A 17,021-nucleotide genomic window follows, 5' to 3' on the forward strand; every position below is an offset into this window, starting at 1 on the left:
GGCGTCGGTCCGACCGCAGCCATTCTACGCGGGGGCCCCTGACGCCCGAGAGGCCCGAGAGCCACCCTGTGGACAGCCCGGGTCCCCCCATTTCGGGGGCCGGGTCGTGCACGGGTGCGTGTCGGGCCTAGTCGGCCTCAGATGTTTCCACGCCTCGGACGTCCACGACGAGGGCCGTGACGTTGTCGCGCCCGCCCGCCTCGACGGCGGCCGCGACGAGGGCCGTCGCCGCCGGTTCGGCACCCTCGACACCGCCCAGCACCTCGGCGATCCGATCCGCCGAGAGCTCTTTGGTGAGGCCGTCCGAGCAGACGAGGAGGCGCAGGCCGGGTCGGGCGGGGACCCGCCAGTAGTCCGGTCGCGGGTCGACGTCGAACCCGACCGCCCGGGTGATGACGTTGCTGTCGGGGTGCTTCTCGGCGTCGTCCGCGTGCAGGAGCCCGGCGTCGACCATCTCCTGGACGACGGAGTGGTCGACGGTGACCTGGCGCAGACGACCGTCCTCGAACATGTACACGCGCGAGTCACCCACGTTGAAGACCGTGAAGTCGACCTCGGCACCGTCTGCTTCGCGGGAGAGGAACGCCCCGGTGGCCGTCGTGCCGACCCCGAGCTCGGTGTCGGCAGCCGCGCCGGCGATGTCCTCGGGGGCGACGCGCAGGGCCGTCTCGCCGTCGCCCGTCGTGGCGAACGGCCGGGACGCGATCTCGCTCATGCGGCGCACGACCGCGTCGCTGGCCACGTCGCCGGCGCTGTGCCCGCCCATGCCGTCCGCCACCACGAAGAGCGGGGCCTCGGCGAGGTAGCTGTCCTCGTTGTGGGCTCGGCGACGGCCGACGTCGGTCACCCCCGCCCAGTCCAAGGTGAGCCCCGGGCCGTCGAGGCCGAGGGCGTGGGCGGTCGTGGGGCGGCCGAGCTCTGTCACAGGAGGGGTTCTTTCGTCGGGATGATGCGCTGGGGAGGCAGGATCTCGAGAAGGTTCCCGTCACCTACGTCCACTATCGTGCCTGCACGCGCGACGAGCGACTCGCCTTGCCGGAGAACCACGGGAACGCGTCCCGGCTCGATCACCCGGGTCCCGTTCGTCGAGCGCAGGTCGGTGACCACGACGATGCCTCCTTGCTGGCGCACGTCCACGTGGGCGCCCGAGACCTCCTGGCGGGGAGACGGCACGGTCACCAGCCGTGGGACGGGCCCCGAGCCGACGCGCGGCCCGGCGGGCCGACGCCCCACCACGACGGGCGCGTCGAGCAGCAGGTCCTGCCCGGCGACCCTCACGCCGTGGAGGCGCGGTGCGGGGCGGGGGGGCGCGTCCGGCTCCCGGCCCGTCGCCGCGGGCCCCGGCGGGGGCACCCGGGGGGCCGTGGCGCCCGCGGCCGCGGCGTCCGAGGGGCGGGCGCGACGGCCGCCGACCGTGTCGTCGATCCCGTGGCGTTCGTGCCCGGGTCTGGTGACTGTGCGGCGGACATCTCGTTCCTCTCCCCGGGGCCGTGGCGCGCGTCGGCGACCACGACCTCCACGCTAGCGCGCGGAGTGACGCAGACCGCGTCGGCGTGGCGCCGCGCGACGCCTCCTCCCCATGCTCGGCGGGGTGCCGTCGATGCACATCGGCGCCGTGCACCATCATCCGGGTCGCATTCCGGCCCTAGCGTGACGCCATGACCGACCTCGTCCTCGTGCCCCCGCTGCCGCCCGGCCGAGCCGGCGCCGACGAACCGCCGGGACTGGTCCGGCTCGACTCCCCCGTCGGACGCATCGAGATCGTCAGCCGGCACTTCGCCGTCGAGGGCCTGGCGATCGAGCGCGGCGGCGTGCTGCCCCACGACGATCAACCCGAACGGCCCGACAGTCTGCTCGATGCCGCCCGGCGACAGGTCGACGGCTACTTCGAAGGGGTGCGCACCCGCTTCGACCTCCCCCTCCGCCTGGTCGGTTCGAGCTTCCAGCGCTCGGTCTGGTCCGCGCTGCTCGACGTCGAGTGGGGACGGGCCACGACCTACGGACGGCTCGGCGGGACCTTCGGCAACCCCCGGGCCGGGCGAGCCGTCGGTGGAGCCGTCGCGGCGAACCCGCTGCCCCTGCTCGTCCCCTGCCACCGCGTGCTCGGTCGGACGGGCGGAGTCACCGGCTACACCGTCGGTGCAGGTGTCGAGACGAAGAAGTGGCTCCTCCGCCACGAGGGCATCGCGTTCCGAGACGGTCCTGTGCCCCTCGACTGAGCCGGGGACGGCGACAGGTCGTTCGGCCGACGATCAGACCGATGCCTCGAGGACCGACTCGGCCACGAGGACGGTCTCGTCCCCTGGCTCGAGCACGAAGCCCCGACCGCGGGCCCAGTGCGTCAGGTCGTCGATGTCGGACAGTTCGGGGCGATCCGCCAGGAGAGCCCGGACGAACAACCCCTTGCTCTTCTTGTTGAAGTGGTTGAGGGCCCGACGTCGGTCGCCCGCGTCCGAGACGACCCGGACGTACGTCGATCGGGGACCTGTCGGCCCGAGGCCGACGTATCCCTCCGATCGCAGGTCGACGACGAATTCGTCGACGTCGGCCAGCACGTCGGACACCGGCCCGCGCCAGAGCTTCTTCAACGACGTCCGAGGCAGCTTGGAATCGTGCGACAGCCGGTAGGCCGGGATCTCGTCGCCGGCCCGGAGCAAACCGAACAGGGCCGAGTGCACCACCACGTGTCGGTGGGCCCAGCTCCATGCGTCGGCACCGAGCAGTGCCACGCCGAGGGGATCGAAGAGGACGCCCGTGTAGCGCGCCAGAGCCGGCATCGTGGGCGACACCTCCACACGCTGGTTGCGCTCGACCTCGTGCGCCTGGGTGGGTCCGAGCTTGAGGGCGACGGCGGCCGCCGAGACGTCCTCCGACATCTCGTCGAGCAGGGCCAAGGAGGCGCGGCGAGGGCCCTCGAGTCCGTCGAACGACAGTGCCGCCACATCGAGCCGTGAACCGACGCTGCCCCCGTCGAGTTTGGTCTCGGACGGGGGCAGCAGGAACAGCATGGAGCTCGGTGGTGCAGACGACAGGTGATCAGTTGAGCTGCGCGTTGCGTGCGACGACCGTCACGGTGTCGTTCTCGACGGAGAGGAAGCCGTCGTCGGCGGTCGCTTCGACGGTGGTGCCGTCGGACAACCGGACCCTCACCTGGCCTGAGGCCAGGATGGCGAGGATCGGCTCGTGACCGGGAAGGATTCCGATCTCACCCTCGGCGGTGCGAGCGACGATCGACGACGCCTCGCCCGACCACACCTCGTGGTCGGCCGAGACGACGCTGACAGTGAGAGCAGCCACGATCAGCCGTTCTCCTTCTGGATCTGAGCCCACTTCTCTTCGACGTCCGAGATGGAACCGACGTTGAAGAACGCCTGCGTGGCGACGTGGTCGAACTCGCCGTCGGCGATGGCGGTGAAGGACTCGATGGTGTCCTTAAGCGGGACGGTCGACCCCTCGACACCGGTGAACTTCTTCGCCATGTAGGTGTTCTGCGAGAGGAACTGCTGGATGCGACGGGCACGCGACACCGTGATCTTGTCCTCTTCGGACAGCTCGTCGACACCGAGGATGGCGATGATCTCTTGCAGCTCTTTGTTCTTCTGCAGGATGGCCTTGACCCGGATGGCCGTGTCGTAGTGAGCCTGGCCCAGGTAACGGGGGTCGAGGATGCGGCTGGTCGACGTCAGCGGGTCGATCGCGGGGTAGAGACCCTGCGACGCGATCTCGCGCGACAGCTCGGTGGTCGCGTCGAGGTGCGCGAAGGTCGTCGCGGGGGCCGGGTCGGTGTAGTCGTCGGCCGGCACGTAGATCGCCTGAAGCGAGGTGATCGAGTGACCACGCGTCGAGGTGATGCGCTCCTGGAGCACTCCCATCTCGTCGGCGAGGTTGGGCTGGTAACCCACGGCCGAGGGCATGCGACCGAGAAGGGTCGAGACCTCGGAACCGGCCTGTGTGAAGCGGAAGATGTTGTCGATGAAGAGCAGCACGTCCTGCTTCTGCACGTCACGGAAGTACTCGGCCATGGTGAGGGCCGAGAGCGCGACGCGGAGACGGGTTCCCGGCGGCTCGTCCATCTGGCCGAAGACCAGGGCGGTCTTGTCGAACACGCCCGCCTCGTCCATCTCGGCGATGAGGTCGTTGCCCTCACGGGTACGCTCGCCGACACCGGCGAACACCGACACACCGCCGTGGTCCTGGGCGACACGCTGGATCATCTCTTGGATGAGGACGGTCTTGCCGACGCCCGCACCACCGAAGAGGCCGATCTTGCCGCCCTGCACGTAAGGCGTCAGGAGGTCGATGGACTTGATGCCCGTCTCGAAGAGCTGGGTCTTCGACTCGAGCTGGTCGAACTTCGGGGGCTTGCGGTGGATCGGCCAACGCTCGGTGATCTCGACGGTCTCGTCACCCTCGAGGTTGAGGATCTCGCCCGTGACGCTGAAGACCTTGCCCTTGGTGACGTCACCGACGGGCACGGAGATGGGGGCGCCGGTGTCGATGACCTCTTGCCCGCGGACGATGCCGTCGGTGGGCTTGAGGGCGATGGCACGGACGAGGTCGTCGCCGAGGTGCTGGGCGACCTCGAGCGTGATCTGCGTGGTCGTGTCACCGATGGTGATCTTCGTGGTCAGCGCGTTGTAGACGCCGGGGATGGCATCGTGCGGGAACTCGATGTCGACGACGGGGCCCGTGACCCGGGCGATGCGCCCGACGCCGGGAGCCGACTCGGTCGCGACCGGTGCGGTTGCGGTGTCAGTCATGGCTTCTCTCTCTTCGGATGATGATGCTGTGGTGCAGAGCTCTACTTGGCCGACCCGAGGGCGTCTGCGCCGCCCACGATCTCGGAGATCTGCTGCGTGATCTCGGCCTGGCGCGCGTTGTTGGCCAGGCGGGTGAAGTCGCGGATGAGGGTGTCGGCGTTGTCACTGGCTGCCTTCATGGCCTTCTGACGGGCGGCGTGCTCGGAAGCGGCCGACTGCAGCATGGCGTTGAAGATGCGGCTCTCGATGTAGACCGGCAACAAGGCGTCGAGGACCTCGGTCGGGTCGGGCTCGAAGTCGTACAGCGGGAGGACCTCGTCCTCGCCGGGCTCTTCTATGCCCTCGACGACCTCGAGGGGAAGCAGACGGACGACCTCGGGGACCTGGCTGACCATGTTCACGAAGCGGTTGTAGACGATGTGGATCTCGTCCACGCCGCCCTCGGCCGCCTCGGTGAGGAACTTGGACACGACCGCGTCGCCGATCTCTTTCGCCGTGGCGAACTCGGGCTGGTCGGTGTTGCCGGTCCACACCTGCTCGGCGTCACGACGTCGGAAGGCGAAGTACCCCTGGGCCTTGCGACCCACGAGGTAATAGACGACCTCTTTGCCCTGGCTCCGCAGCAGTTGTGCGAGCTGCTCGCTCTCTTTCAACGTGTTCGAGCTGAACGCACCGTTGAGACCGCGATCGGACGTGAACACGACGATCGCGGCACGTTCGACCGTCTCGGGCTCGGTGGTCAGCACGTGGTCGACGTCCGAGAACGTCGCCACGGCCGACACCGCACGCGTGATGGCCCGCGAGTACGGCCCGGAGGCTTTCATCCGGGCTTGCGCCTTCTGGATGCGCGAGGCCGAGATGAGCTCCATCGCGCGAGTGACCTTCTTGGTCGTCTGCGCAGAGCGGATCCTCTGCCGGTAGACCCGGAGTTGGGCTCCCATTACTCTCCTGTTGTCTCGTCAGTCGTGAACGTCGAACGGGCGCGTCAGCGCTTCGTCTTGACGATCTTCTCCTGGTTGACGTCGTCGGCGTCGGTGGCCTCGAACTCTTCGCGTCCCACCGAAGCGAGGGGCTTGCCCTCACCGGTCTGGAACTCCTGCTTGAACGAGTCGATGCCGCTCTCGAGAGCTGCGACGATCTCGTCCGTCAGGACGTTCTTCTCACGGAGATCGGACAACACGGACGTGTTGCGACCCATGTAGTCGAGAAGTTCCCGCTCGAAGCGCAGGATGTCGGGCACGGGGACCTCGTCGAGCTTGCCGTTGGTACCGGCCCAGATCGAGACGACCTGGTCCTCGACCGGGTACGGCGAGTACTGCGGCTGCTTGAGGAGCTCGGTCAGGCGAGCACCACGTGCGAGCTGACGGCGGCTCGCCGCGTCGAGGTCGGACGCGAACATCGCGAAGGCCTCGAGCGAACGGTACTGGGCGAGCTCGAGCTTCAGGGTGCCCGAGACCTTCTTGATCGACTTGACCTGGGCGTCACCACCGACGCGCGACACCGAGATGCCGACGTCGACCGCAGGACGCTGGTTGGCGTTGAAGAGGTCCGACTGCAGGAAGATCTGACCGTCGGTGATCGAGATGACGTTGGTCGGGATGTACGCCGACACGTCGTTGGCCTTGGTCTCGATGATGGGCAGACCCGTCATGGAACCGGCGCCCAGCTCGTCGGACAGCTTCGCGCAACGCTCGAGGAGACGCGAGTGCAGGTAGAAGACGTCACCCGGGTAGGCCTCGCGTCCCGGCGGACGGCGCAGGAGGAGCGAGACGGCACGGTAGGCCTCGGCCTGCTTCGACAGGTCGTCGAAGATGATGAGGACGTGCTTGCCGCTGTACATCCAGTGCTGGCCGATGGCCGAACCGGTGTACGGGGCGAGGTACTTGAAGCCGGCGGGGTCCGAGGCGGGAGCGGCGACGATCGTCGTGTACTCCATGGCTCCGGCTTCTTCGAGGGCGCCCTTGACCGAGGCGATCGTCGAGCCCTTCTGGCCGATGGCGACGTAGATGCAGCGGACCTGCTTGTTCTCGTCGCCGGACTCCCAGTTGGCCTTCTGGTTGATGATCGTGTCGATCGCGATGGCCGTCTTGCCGGTCTGGCGGTCGCCGATGATGAGCTGACGCTGGCCACGTCCGACGGGGATCATGGCGTCGATCGCCTTGATCCCGGTCTGCATGGGCTCGTGGACCGACTTGCGCTGCATGACGCCGGGAGCCTGCAGCTCGAGGGCGCGGCGTCCTTCGGTGGCGATGTCGCCGAGACCGTCGATGGGAGCACCCAGCGGGTCGACGACGCGACCCAGGTAGCCGTCGCCGACGGGGACGGACAGGACCTCACCCGTGCGGGTGACCTCCATGCCTTCTTCGATGCCGGAGAACTCGCCGAGCACGATGGCGCCGATCTCGTCTTCGTCGAGGTTCTGGGCCAGGCCCTGCGTGCCGTCCGCGAAGCGGATGAGCTCGTTGGCCATGACGCCGGGGAGCCCCTCGACGTGGGCGATGCCGTCGGCTGCGTCCGTGACGTGGCCGACCTCGGTGGTCGAGGCCTTCGAAGGGTCGTACGACGAGACGAAGTCCTTCAGCGCGTCGCGAATCTCATCCGGGCTGATCTTGATGTCTGCCATTGTGATTCCTATTCGTAGCGAGGCTTCGGGAGGCCTCGAGTCTGTGTGTGAGAGCGTGACTAGCCGGCGAGCTGCAGGCGGAGCAGGCTGAGCTTGGTCGCGACGGTGCCGTCGATGACCTCGTCGCCCACCTGGACCCGGAGACCGCCGACGACGGCGGAATCGATGACCTGGTTGATGCGCAGGCTACGCCCGAACTGCCTGGCCAAACCGTGCTGCAGTCGTGTGACGTGGGCCTCGTCGAGACGGACGGCACTCGTGACGGTGGCGACGAGTTGGTCGGACTGGTCGGCGACGACGTCGGCCGCATGACGCAACAACTCGCCGATGCGACGACCGCGAGGCTGTCGCACCAGGTGCATGGCGATGGCGATCGTCTGAGGGCTGGCCTTGCCTCCGAGGAGACGCTGGACCAGGGCCGCCTTCGCGTCCGGGTCGCCCAGCTTGGAGCCGATGGCCAGTTCGAGTTGCGCGTCCGTGCGAACGGCGGCGTCGAAGGCGAACAACTCGTTCTCGATGCTGCTGTCGGCCGGGGTGGTCGACGCGATCGCCCGGAAGGCGACCTCTTCGATGCCGGCGAGCAGATCGTCGGACGACGACCAGCGGCTGCCGACGACCGACACGAGCACCGCTCGTGTCGACTCGGAGAACGACCCGAAGAGCCGGTCGAGCAGCTGCTTCTTCGTCGTGACGTCGACGGCGGGGTCGGCGAGGTACGACTGCAGCTGAACGGAGCCGCCGACGACCCGGCCGGCGTCGAGCAGTTGCTCACCCGTCGTCAGGTCGACCGACCCGCCGAGATCGGAGAGGACCGACCGCGCCGAACCGAGTGCTTCTCGGGACATGGAACCCATCGTCAGTTGCCCGCCTTAGCGTTCTCGTCCGCCTCGAGGTCGGCGAGGAAGCGGTCGACCACGGCCGAGGCCTTGGCATCGTCGCTCAGCGACTCACCGATGACGCCCGACGCGAGGTCGATCGCCAGCGAGCCGACTTCGGACCGGAGCGAGGCCACGGCGGCCTGACGCTCGGCCTCGATCTGCGCGTGGGCAGAGGCGGTGATGCGGTCGGCATCGGCCTGCGCCTGCTGCTTGAGCTCGGCGATGATCTCGTTGCCCTCGGCGCGCGCGGCCTCACGGATGCGGGCCGCCTCGGCACGAGCGTCGGCCAGCTGCTTCTTGTATTCGTCGAGGGCCTTGGCAGCCTCGGCCTGTGCGGCCTCGGCGTGCTTGATGCCGCCTTCGATGCGCTCGGCACGCTCGTCGAGGATCCTGCGGAACTTGGGGATCGCGAAGAGCCCGAAGAACGCGGCGATGACCACGAAGACGACCAAGGACCAGAGGATGTCGTAACCAGCGGGGAAGAAGATGGCGGCGCCTTCGGGCGCACCACCCTCGGCCGCGAGGATCGTCTCGATCATCGGTGTGTCGTCCTAACTGATCAGGAGAAGATAAAGCCGGCGGCGAGGCCGATGAAGCCCAGCAGCTCGGTGAACGCGATGCCGAGGAACATCGTGACCTGGAGGCGGCCGGCCAGCTCGGGCTGGCGAGCCATGGCCTCGACGGTCTTGCCCGCGACGATGCCGATACCGATGCCGGGGCCGATCGCAGCGAGGCCGTAGCCGACGGTCGCGATGTTGCCGTTGATCTCAGCGAGGATCGTGGTGGTGTCCACTTGTGTTTCCTTCCGGTTGGGCGATGCACGTCGGATGACGTGCGTCGTCTGTATTTAGTGTTCTTTCGCCGCGGCCTGTTGGATGTAGACCGAGGCGAGGAGCGTGAAGACGTAGGCCTGCAGCACGGCGACGGCCATCTCGACGATGGTCATCACGAAGCCACCGATGAGGGTGAGAGCGCCGAAGGCCATGAAGCCCCCGCTCATGCTGAAGAAGAAGAAGTGCGTCGCCGCGAAGCAGAGCACCAGCAGGAGGTGGCCGACCATCATGTTCAAGAGGAGTCGGAGGGCCAGCGAGATCGGCCGCACGATGAAGATGTTGATGAACTCGATGGGCGTCAGCAGGATGTACATGACCCACGGCACACCGGGCGGGAAGAGGGCGTTGCGCAGGAACGTCGCTCCGCCGGCCTCACGGAAGCCCGCGTAGATGAACATGATGTACGCCACGACCGCCAGGAGCAGCGGCATGGCGATCACCGAGGTGCCCGCGATGTTGAGACCCGGGATGATGCCCGTGATGTTCATGGCGAAGATGCCGAAGAACATCGCCGCCAGCAACGGCAGGTATTTGCGTCCGAGCTTCTCGCCGAGGATCTCCTCGACGATCTGGATGCGGACGAAGTCGAGGCCCAGCTCTGCGATGCTCTGCCCACGGGACGGGATGAGCCGTCCCTTGCGCAGGGCCAGCCAGAACAGCAGCAACATGACGGCGATCGCGAAGAGGCGGACCAGCATGATGCGGTTCAGCTCGAAGGGGGTGCCCTCGAAGAAGATGGCGGGAGGGAAGAACTCGTCAAGAGTCGGGGCGTGGAATCCCCCGTCCCCGTGGCCGGCTTCGGCAGCGGAGAGCAGGTTCACAGCGTTCGCTATCAGCGCTATCTCCTGTGTCGGGGCGAGCACCCTGAAGTGTCGCGACGATTGGTGGGGTTTGTCATCCGTGCACGCTGGAGACGCGGCCGGGGAACACTGCCAACCCTATCAAGGTAATGGTTGCTTGCACGAATCGGTCGAGGTATTTTCACCGTGTGCACGCATGACCGTCAGTCCTGGGGAGCAGGGGGCAGCGCCGCGTCGCTGACGTACGCCAGGCGCCCCCGGACGACCACGAGGGCGTCGACCGCGAGCGTGCCGATGATCGAGACGACGAGGGCCAGGAAGAGCACCACGTCGTTCACGAACGGCTGGTCACGCAGCACGACGAGCAACACGATGAAGATGACCAGCTTGAGCAACCAGGCACCCATCACGATGCCGAAGAACGCCCCGAGAGTGAACCGGATCGCCACCAGCATGCTCGCGGCCGTGATCGCCGCGAAGAGGATCGCGAGCCCCACCCCGACGAGGGCGCTCCACAGGCCGTCGGTGCCGGCGAAGAGGTAGCCGAGCCCCCCTCCGACCACGGCGATGACGAGGGCGAGCAGGCCCGTGTACTTCAGGATCTGGGTGAAGATCGAGCTGGCGTTCATGGGTGGTCCTTCGGGTTCGTCAGTTCGGGCACCACGGCCTCGGCCGCGGTGTCGGTGTCGTGCGGATCGAGGACGTCCGAGGCGGCGTCGAGCGGGTCGAACCGGTCGGACTCCGTCGTCGAGAGTTCATCCGTGCGGGTCGTCTGGACGGCGATCTCGACCCTCTTGCGGCGGCTGAGCGGCGACAACGTGGCAGCGGTGCAGGCGACCAACCCGACGCCGAGGAACACGGCGACCAGGTAGGTCGGCTTGACGAAGAGGAACATGAGACCGCCGACGGCCGCCACGATCGTCCAGGCGTAGAAGATCAGGACGGCTTGGAAGTGTGAGTGCCCCATGTCGAGCAGGCGGTGGTGCAGGTGCTTGCGATCCGCGGTGAACGGGGACTTGCCGGCGCTCAGTCGTCGGAGGACGGCCAGGCCGAAGTCGAGCAACGGCACGACGAGGATCGCGAACGGCAGGATGATCGGGATGAATGCCGGCAGCAGGGCCGTCCGGGAGATCCCGGCCGGGTCGATCTGCCCGGTGACCGAGATCGCGCTCGTCGCCATGACGAGGCCGGTGAGCAGCGCGCCCGCGTCGCCCATGAAGAGCTTGGCCGGGTGCCAGTTCAGCGGCAGGAAGCCGAGACAGGCTCCGATGAGCACGGCCGAGAGCAGGGCCGCGAGGTTGAAGTACTCGGTCTGGCCGATGGTGATCGAGATGACGAAGCTGTAGACGAAGAAGACGCCGTTGGCGATGATGGCGACACCGGCCACGAGGCCGTCGAGACCGTCGATGAAGTTGACGGCGTTCATCACGAGGACGATCGTCAGGACCGTGAGAACGAGGGACATGTACGGCGAGCCGATGGCCAGGCTGCCGCCGATGGGCAGCGAGACGAGTTGCACGCCCTGCCAGGCGAGGACGCCGGCGGCGATGATCTGACCCGCGAGCTTGGTCATCCAGTCGAGGTCGTACAGGTCGTCGACGACTCCGATGACGACGATGATCGTGGCGGCTCCGATGATGGCCAACGGAGGCCCCGCGTCGGCGAAGACGAGACGGAAGTAGTCGACTCCCGAGATCAGCGGGAAGACGAACCACGCCGCGAGCAGCGCCACGACGATGCCCGCCCACATCGCGATGCCCCCGAGTCGTGGCGTCGGCGTCTGGTGGACGTCACGCTCGCGGATCTTGGGATAGAGGCGGTACTTGAGACCCACCCGCCAGACGACGACGGACAGCACGAAGCTGACCGCCGCCGAGATCGCCAGCGCGAGGAGGTAGTACCTCACGCGAGGGCGTCGACCCCGACGACGCGGATGATGTCGGCGTCGGACAGGACGCCGTGGCGCACGATGCGCAGAACCCCGTCGGCACCCCCCGTGGCGTCGACGATCGTCGACCCCGTGTTGGCGCCGACCCGGTGTTCGTACGACGTGCCCGCGGGGCCGTCGTCGAGGTAGACCGACACCGAGTCGCCGAGCATGCGACGCGCGTCGCCCGCCGACTCGGCAGCGGGTCGGCCGGTGAGGTTGGCGCTCGACACCGCGAGCGGGCCGGTCTCTTCGAGCAGCTCGAGGGCGATCCGGTGGCTCGGCACGCGCAGGGCGACGGTGCCGCGCGTCTCGCCGAGGTCCCAGCTGAGCGACGCCTGCGCACGGAAGATCACCGTGAGCGGGCCGGGCCAGAACTCGTCGAGCAACGGACGGACGACCTCGGGCACCCGGTCGGTGAGCGCGGCGAGGGTCTCTTGCCCCTTGATCAACACCGGAGGCGGTGACTGACGGCCACGACCCTTGGCGTCGAGCAGGCGCTGCACGGCGGTCGGATCGAACGCGTCGGCCGCGACGCCGTACACCGTGTCGGTCGGCAGGACGACGAGCTCGCCTCGCCCGATGGCACCGCGCGCCATGCGCATGCCGGCGAGCAGTTCGGAGTCGACGGAGCAGTCGTGAAAAGTGGCCATGACCTGACGATGATAGTGCGACGGACCGGGAGAACCCGGTCAGCGCACCGCCGTCGTGGCCCGGTCGCGATCGGTGAGGTCGGGATGCGTGGCCGGGGATCGCCATCCGTCGGCCGTCAGGAGGTCGCGGATCGCGCCTCCTTGGAGCTCGCCGTGCTCGATGACCAGCACTCCCCCGGGGCGCAGGAGTCGTCGGGCGGTGAGGGACAGCGCCCGGACGAGGTCGAGGCCGTCCTCGCCGCCGTACAGGGCGAGAGAGGGATCGTGGAGGCGCACCTCGGGGTCGCGCGCGATCATGCCCACGGGCACGTACGGCGGGTTCGACACCACGACCGAGACCGTGCCGTCGAGTTCGGGAAGGGCGTCGGCGAGGTCGCCCTCGACGAGGCGCACGTTGTCGACGCCCACCGCGGCGATGTTGCGACGGGTCCACACCGCCGCCTCGGGAGACAGCTCGACGGCGGTGACGTTCGCCGTCGGCACCTCGGAGGCCATCGCCAACGCGAGGGCACCGCTGCCGGTTCCGAGATCGACGGCGACGGGTGACGCGTCCGGCACGGCGCGGAGGGCGTCGATCGCCAGTTGCGCGACGCCTTCGGTCTCGGGCCGCGGGACGAAGACGCCGGGCCCCACGTGCAGCTCGAGGTGTCGGAAGGACGCCCGCCCCGTGATGTGCTGCAGTGGCTCGCGGGAGGCGCGGCGCGTGATGACGGCGACCAGCGCCTCCTGCTCGTCCGTCGTCAACGGCGCCGCGGTGACGGCCCTCGCCCGGACGACTCCCCTGGCCAGGCCCGTGACGTGCGCGAGCAGGAGTTCGGCGTCGACGTCGGGCGACGGCACCCCGACGTCGGCGAGGACGGCCGATGCGACCCGGAGGGCCGCGTCGACCGTCGTCACGCCGTCGAAGGCCGTGGCGATCGCGTCGGTCACGACGCGGTGTCGCAGATCTCGGCGAGACGCGCCTCTTCGTCGGCCTGGATGCACGACTCGACCACGGGGTCGAGCGCACCGTCCATGACCGCGTCGAGGTTGTACGCCTTGTAGCCGGTGCGGTGGTCGGCGATGCGGTTCTCGGGGAAGTTGTAGGTGCGGATGCGCTCCGACCGGTCCATTCCCCGGATCTGGCTCTTGCGGGCGTCCGACGCGATGGCCGCCTGCTCTTCTTGCTGACGGGCCAGGATGCGGGCCCGCAGGACGCGCATGCCGGCCTCGCGGTTCTGCAGCTGGCTCTTCTCGTTCTGCATCGCGACCACGATGCCCGTGGGCAGGTGGGTGATGCGGACGGCGGAGTCGGTCGTGTTGACCGACTGTCCGCCGGGGCCGCTCGACCGGTAGACGTCGATCTTGAGGTCGTTCTGGTTGATGTCGACCTCTTCGGGCTCGTCGACCTCGGGGAACACGAGCACGCCCGTGGTCGAGGTGTGGATGCGCCCCTGCGACTCGGTCGCCGGCACCCGCTGCACGCGGTGCACGCCGCCCTCGTACTTGAGGTGCGCCCAGACGCCCTGCGAGGGGTCGGACGCGTTCGACTTGAGCGCGACCTGCACGTTCTTGTAGCCGCCGAGGTCGGAGTCGTCGCTCGCGATCATCTCGGACTTCCAGCCCTTCGACTCGGCGTAGTGCAGGTACATGCGCAGCAGGTCGGCCGCGAACAGGGCGCTCTCGGCCCCGCCCTCCCCGCCCTTGATCTCCATGATCACGTCGCGCCCGTCGTCCGGGTCGCGCGGGATCAGGAGGCGCCGCAAGCGTTCCTGGGACTCGTCGAGCGCCTGCTCGAGGCCGGGCACCTCGTCGGCGAACGCCTCGTCCTCTTTCGCGAGTTCGCGCGCGGCCTCGAGGTCTTCACCCGCCTGCTGCCACGCCGAGTGGGCAGCCACGATGCGGCTGAGCTCTGCGTAGCGGCGGTTGATCTTCTTGGCGCGGGCGGCGTCGGCGTGGACGGCCGGATCGCTGAGCTGCGTCTGCAGGTCGTCGTGCTCGGCCAGCAGCACGGCCACCGACTCGAACACGCTCAGTGCTCCTTGTGGCCGGAGTCGTGTCCGTTCGAGGCGGGGACCGACTTCTGGACCTGGACGAGGAACTCGACGTTCGACTGCGTCTCGCGCAGGTTGCGCAGGACGATCTCGAGGGCCTGCTGCTGGTCGAGTCCGGCCAGGGCCCGGCGCAGGCGCCAGGTGATCTTGACCTCGTCGGGGCTGAGCAGCATCTCTTCACGTCGCGTGCCCGAGGCGTTCACGTCGACGGCGGGGAAGATGCGCTTGTCGGCCAGGTGGCGCGACAGGCGGAGCTCCATGTTGCCGGTGCCCTTGAACTCCTCGAAGATGACCTCGTCCATCTTCGAACCGGTCTCGACGAGGGCGGTCGCGAGGATGGTCAACGAACCGCCGTTCTCGATGTTGCGCGCCGCGCCGAAGAAGCGCTTCGGCGGGGACAGGGCGGACGAGTCGACGCCACCCGAGAGGATGCGACCCGACGCGGGTGCGGCCAGGTTGTACGCCCGGCCGAGACGCGTGATCGAGTCGAGCAGCACGACGACGTCGTGGCCCAGCTCGACGAGGCGCTTGGCGCGCTCGATGGCCAGCTCGGCGACCGTGGTGTGGTCTTCGGCGGGACGGTCGAAGGTCGAGGCGATGACCTCGCCCTTGACCGTGCGCTGCATGTCGGTGACCTCTTCGGGGCGCTCGTCGACGAGCACGACCATGAGGTGCACCTCGGGGTTGTTGATCGCGATGGCGTTGGCGATCGACTGCAGCACGAGGGTCTTGCCCGCCTTGGGCGGCGAGACGATGAGACCGCGCTGCCCCTTGCCGATCGGCGACACGAGGTCGATGATGCGGGTCGAGAGCTTCTGGGGCTCGGTCTCGAGACGGAGGCGCTCCTGGGGGTAGAGCGGGGTCAGCTTGCTGAACTCGACGCGCTTGGCCGCCTCGTCGACGGGCTGGCCGTTGATCGAGTCGATCCGGACGATCGCGTTGTACTTCTGGCGCCCCTGGCCCTGGTCGCCCTCACGGGGCTGACGGATGGCGCCGACGACCGCGTCGCCCTTGCGCAGGTGGTACTTCTTGACCTGGCCGAGCGAGACGTAGACGTCGCTCGCACCGGGCAGGTAGCCCGTGGTGCGCACGAAGGCGTAGTTCTCGAGGACGTCGAGGATGCCCGCGACGGGGATGAGGACGTCGTCCTCGCCGATCTCGGGCTCGACGTCGTCGTTCTGACCACCACGGCCGCGCTTGCGGTCACGCTGACGGCCACGCCCCTGTCGGCCGCCCTCGTCGTTCTGTCCACCGGACTGCGGGCCGTTGCCGGAATGCTCACCGCGGGCGGCGTCGTTCTTCTCGCCGGCCTCACGCTGGGCCTGCTGCTCGGCCTTCTGGTCCGCGCGCTGCTGCTCGCTGCGCTGCTGGCCGTTCTGCTGCTGGTCGCCACGCTGCTGGCCGTTCTGCTGCGCATCGGCCTTCTGGGCGCCGTTCTGCTGGCCACCGTTCTGCTGGCCACCGTTCTGGTCTGCCTGGGCCTGCTGCTGACCACCCTTGCCGCGGTTGCGGTTGCGGCTGCGGCGGCCGCCACCCTGCTGGCCACCGTTCTGCTGGTCGCCGCCCTGCTGGTCGGACGCTTGCTGGTCGGACGCCTGCTGGTCGTTCTGGCCCTGCTGGTCGGAGCCGACCTCGTCGGCGGTCGCGGACGGGGCGGTCTCGGCGGAGGCCGACTCGGCGGCGGCGGGCGCCTCGGCCGCCGCACCGGGCTGCGCCGCGTCGGCGGCAACGGACGCGTCGGAGGCGCGGCGCGAGCCACGCCGGCGGGACGGGCGCTCGGAGACGGCGACCGGCTCGGTCGGAGCCTGCTCGGTCGGGGCCTGCTCGGCGGCGGGCGCCTCGACGGTGGCGGCTTCGGTGGCGGGGGCCGCGCCGGGAGGGGGGCCACCGGGCTGGCGGGCGTTGACGTGCTCGCCTGCGGTACGGGGCGCGGGGGCCCCGGCCGCGGACGTGGCCCGACGCGAGCCGCGGCGGGCGCGGGTCGGTGCTTCGGCGGGCTCGGTGGTCGCCTCGACCACGGGAGCCTCGGCGCCCTCGGCCACAGCGGTCTCGACCGAGGCCGGGACGCCTGCGTCGACGACCCCGTCGAGCGTCGGCTGGGGGGCGACCTCGACGGCGGCCCCCTCGCCCTGCTTCGCCGCGATGGCGGCGACGAGGTCGCCCTTGCGCAGCTTCGAGATGCCGCTGATGCCCAGCGACGAGGCGAGGGCCTGCAGCTGGGGCAGGCGCATGGCGGTGAGTTCGGGCGTGGACGGCGCAGCGGCGCCGTTCTGGACGTCAGTCACGAGTGATGGGTTCCTTTCGCTCCCCCGCGTTGATCGGCGGGGCAGAGCTGGTCACACCTCGTGGCTTCGGACCTGCACTGATCGGGTTCGCCCCGAGGGGGCGACCCTGTGCCGGTTCTGCCCTGAACGAGCAGCTGCTCGGGATGAGCAGGAGGCCTGGGAGGTGCGGTGCGCGCCGACCGGATCGGCAGACGAACACTGCTAGATGTGCACTACGGGATGTGCGACC

General features: G+C 68.8%; 18 protein-coding genes. 1 reads left to right on the plus strand and 17 read right to left on the minus strand.

Annotated features, from left to right (window positions below):
- Positions 1-127: 127 nt before the first annotated feature.
- A complete protein-coding gene (locus AEQ27_RS05655) occupies positions 128-925 on the minus strand; it encodes a PP2C family serine/threonine-protein phosphatase (RefSeq protein ID WP_054145779.1) in 798 nt (265 codons plus the stop codon).
- Entirely contained in the window at positions 922-1,278 is a 357-nt protein-coding gene (locus tag AEQ27_RS05660; RefSeq protein ID WP_054145780.1) for an FHA domain-containing protein, read from the minus strand. The genes AEQ27_RS05655 and AEQ27_RS05660 overlap by 4 nt, the downstream gene beginning before the upstream one ends.
- 380 nt (positions 1,279-1,658) lie before the next feature.
- Between AEQ27_RS05660 and AEQ27_RS05665 the strand changes: the two genes are divergently transcribed.
- Positions 1,659-2,219: a methylated-DNA--[protein]-cysteine S-methyltransferase gene (locus AEQ27_RS05665; RefSeq protein WP_082383277.1), complete on the plus strand. Its 561-nt coding sequence runs from the start codon at positions 1,659-1,661 to the stop codon at positions 2,217-2,219.
- Between the two features lie 33 nt (positions 2,220-2,252).
- Here the strand turns inward: AEQ27_RS05665 and AEQ27_RS05670 are convergent, their stop codons facing one another.
- The 15 genes from AEQ27_RS05670 to rho all read right to left on the minus strand — a co-directional run bounded on the left by AEQ27_RS05670 (position 2,253) and on the right by rho (position 16,792).
- On the minus strand, positions 2,253-3,008 hold the full coding sequence (locus AEQ27_RS05670) for a YaaA family protein (protein ID WP_054145781.1): 756 nt from the start codon (positions 3,006-3,008) through the stop codon (positions 2,253-2,255).
- Positions 3,009-3,036: 28 nt separating this feature from the next.
- Positions 3,037-3,297 (minus strand): F0F1 ATP synthase subunit epsilon, encoded by a 261-nt coding sequence (locus tag AEQ27_RS05675; RefSeq protein ID WP_043594515.1) that lies wholly within the window; start codon positions 3,295-3,297, stop codon positions 3,037-3,039.
- 2 nt (positions 3,298-3,299) lie between these two features.
- Positions 3,300-4,760: a F0F1 ATP synthase subunit beta gene (atpD, locus tag AEQ27_RS05680; RefSeq protein WP_043594513.1), complete on the minus strand. Its 1,461-nt coding sequence runs from the start codon at positions 4,758-4,760 to the stop codon at positions 3,300-3,302.
- A gap of 41 nt (positions 4,761-4,801) precedes the next feature.
- Positions 4,802-5,701 carry a F0F1 ATP synthase subunit gamma gene (locus AEQ27_RS05685; RefSeq protein ID WP_043594511.1) on the minus strand — a complete coding sequence of 300 codons (900 nt, stop codon included), beginning with the start codon at positions 5,699-5,701 and terminating at the stop codon, positions 4,802-4,804.
- Positions 5,702-5,745: 44 nt separating this feature from the next.
- Entirely contained in the window at positions 5,746-7,383 is a 1,638-nt protein-coding gene (gene atpA, locus AEQ27_RS05690) for a F0F1 ATP synthase subunit alpha (RefSeq protein ID WP_054145782.1), read from the minus strand.
- Positions 7,384-7,442: 59 nt separating this feature from the next.
- A complete protein-coding gene (locus AEQ27_RS05695) occupies positions 7,443-8,237 on the minus strand; it encodes a F0F1 ATP synthase subunit delta (RefSeq protein WP_054145783.1) in 795 nt (264 codons plus the stop codon).
- Positions 8,238-8,239: 2 nt separating this feature from the next.
- Positions 8,240-8,800, minus strand: a complete 561-nt coding sequence (locus AEQ27_RS05700; protein ID WP_054145784.1) for a F0F1 ATP synthase subunit B — start codon at positions 8,798-8,800, stop codon at positions 8,240-8,242.
- A gap of 20 nt (positions 8,801-8,820) precedes the next feature.
- Positions 8,821-9,054 carry an ATP synthase F0 subunit C gene (gene atpE, locus AEQ27_RS05705; RefSeq protein ID WP_043594505.1) on the minus strand — a complete coding sequence of 78 codons (234 nt, stop codon included), beginning with the start codon at positions 9,052-9,054 and terminating at the stop codon, positions 8,821-8,823.
- 54 nt (positions 9,055-9,108) lie between these two features.
- Positions 9,109-9,915 (minus strand): F0F1 ATP synthase subunit A, encoded by an 807-nt coding sequence (gene atpB / locus AEQ27_RS05710; protein ID WP_043594504.1) that lies wholly within the window; start codon positions 9,913-9,915, stop codon positions 9,109-9,111.
- A gap of 182 nt (positions 9,916-10,097) precedes the next feature.
- Positions 10,098-10,523: a hypothetical protein gene (locus tag AEQ27_RS05715; protein WP_054145785.1), complete on the minus strand. Its 426-nt coding sequence runs from the start codon at positions 10,521-10,523 to the stop codon at positions 10,098-10,100.
- A complete protein-coding gene (locus AEQ27_RS05720) occupies positions 10,520-11,800 on the minus strand; it encodes an MraY family glycosyltransferase (RefSeq protein WP_054145786.1) in 1,281 nt (426 codons plus the stop codon). Before AEQ27_RS05720 ends, AEQ27_RS05715 begins: the two co-directional genes overlap by 4 nt.
- Positions 11,797-12,474, minus strand: coding sequence for an L-threonylcarbamoyladenylate synthase (locus AEQ27_RS05725; protein WP_054145787.1), 678 nt, complete (start codon positions 12,472-12,474; stop codon positions 11,797-11,799). The genes AEQ27_RS05720 and AEQ27_RS05725 overlap by 4 nt, the downstream gene beginning before the upstream one ends.
- Positions 12,475-12,513: 39 nt before the next feature.
- Positions 12,514-13,404 carry a peptide chain release factor N(5)-glutamine methyltransferase gene (gene prmC / locus AEQ27_RS05730; RefSeq protein ID WP_235450992.1) on the minus strand — a complete coding sequence of 297 codons (891 nt, stop codon included), beginning with the start codon at positions 13,402-13,404 and terminating at the stop codon, positions 12,514-12,516.
- Positions 13,401-14,483, minus strand: coding sequence for a peptide chain release factor 1 (prfA, locus tag AEQ27_RS05735; protein ID WP_054145788.1), 1,083 nt, complete (start codon positions 14,481-14,483; stop codon positions 13,401-13,403). The genes prmC and prfA overlap by 4 nt, the downstream gene beginning before the upstream one ends.
- 2 nt (positions 14,484-14,485) lie before the next feature.
- Positions 14,486-16,792 (minus strand): transcription termination factor Rho, encoded by a 2,307-nt coding sequence (rho, locus tag AEQ27_RS05740; protein WP_054145789.1) that lies wholly within the window; start codon positions 16,790-16,792, stop codon positions 14,486-14,488.
- Between the last annotated feature and the right edge of the window lie 229 nt (positions 16,793-17,021).

The sequence above is a fragment of the Frigoribacterium sp. RIT-PI-h genome, from assembly GCF_001297205.1.
Taxonomy (GTDB): domain Bacteria; phylum Actinomycetota; class Actinomycetes; order Actinomycetales; family Microbacteriaceae; genus Frigoribacterium.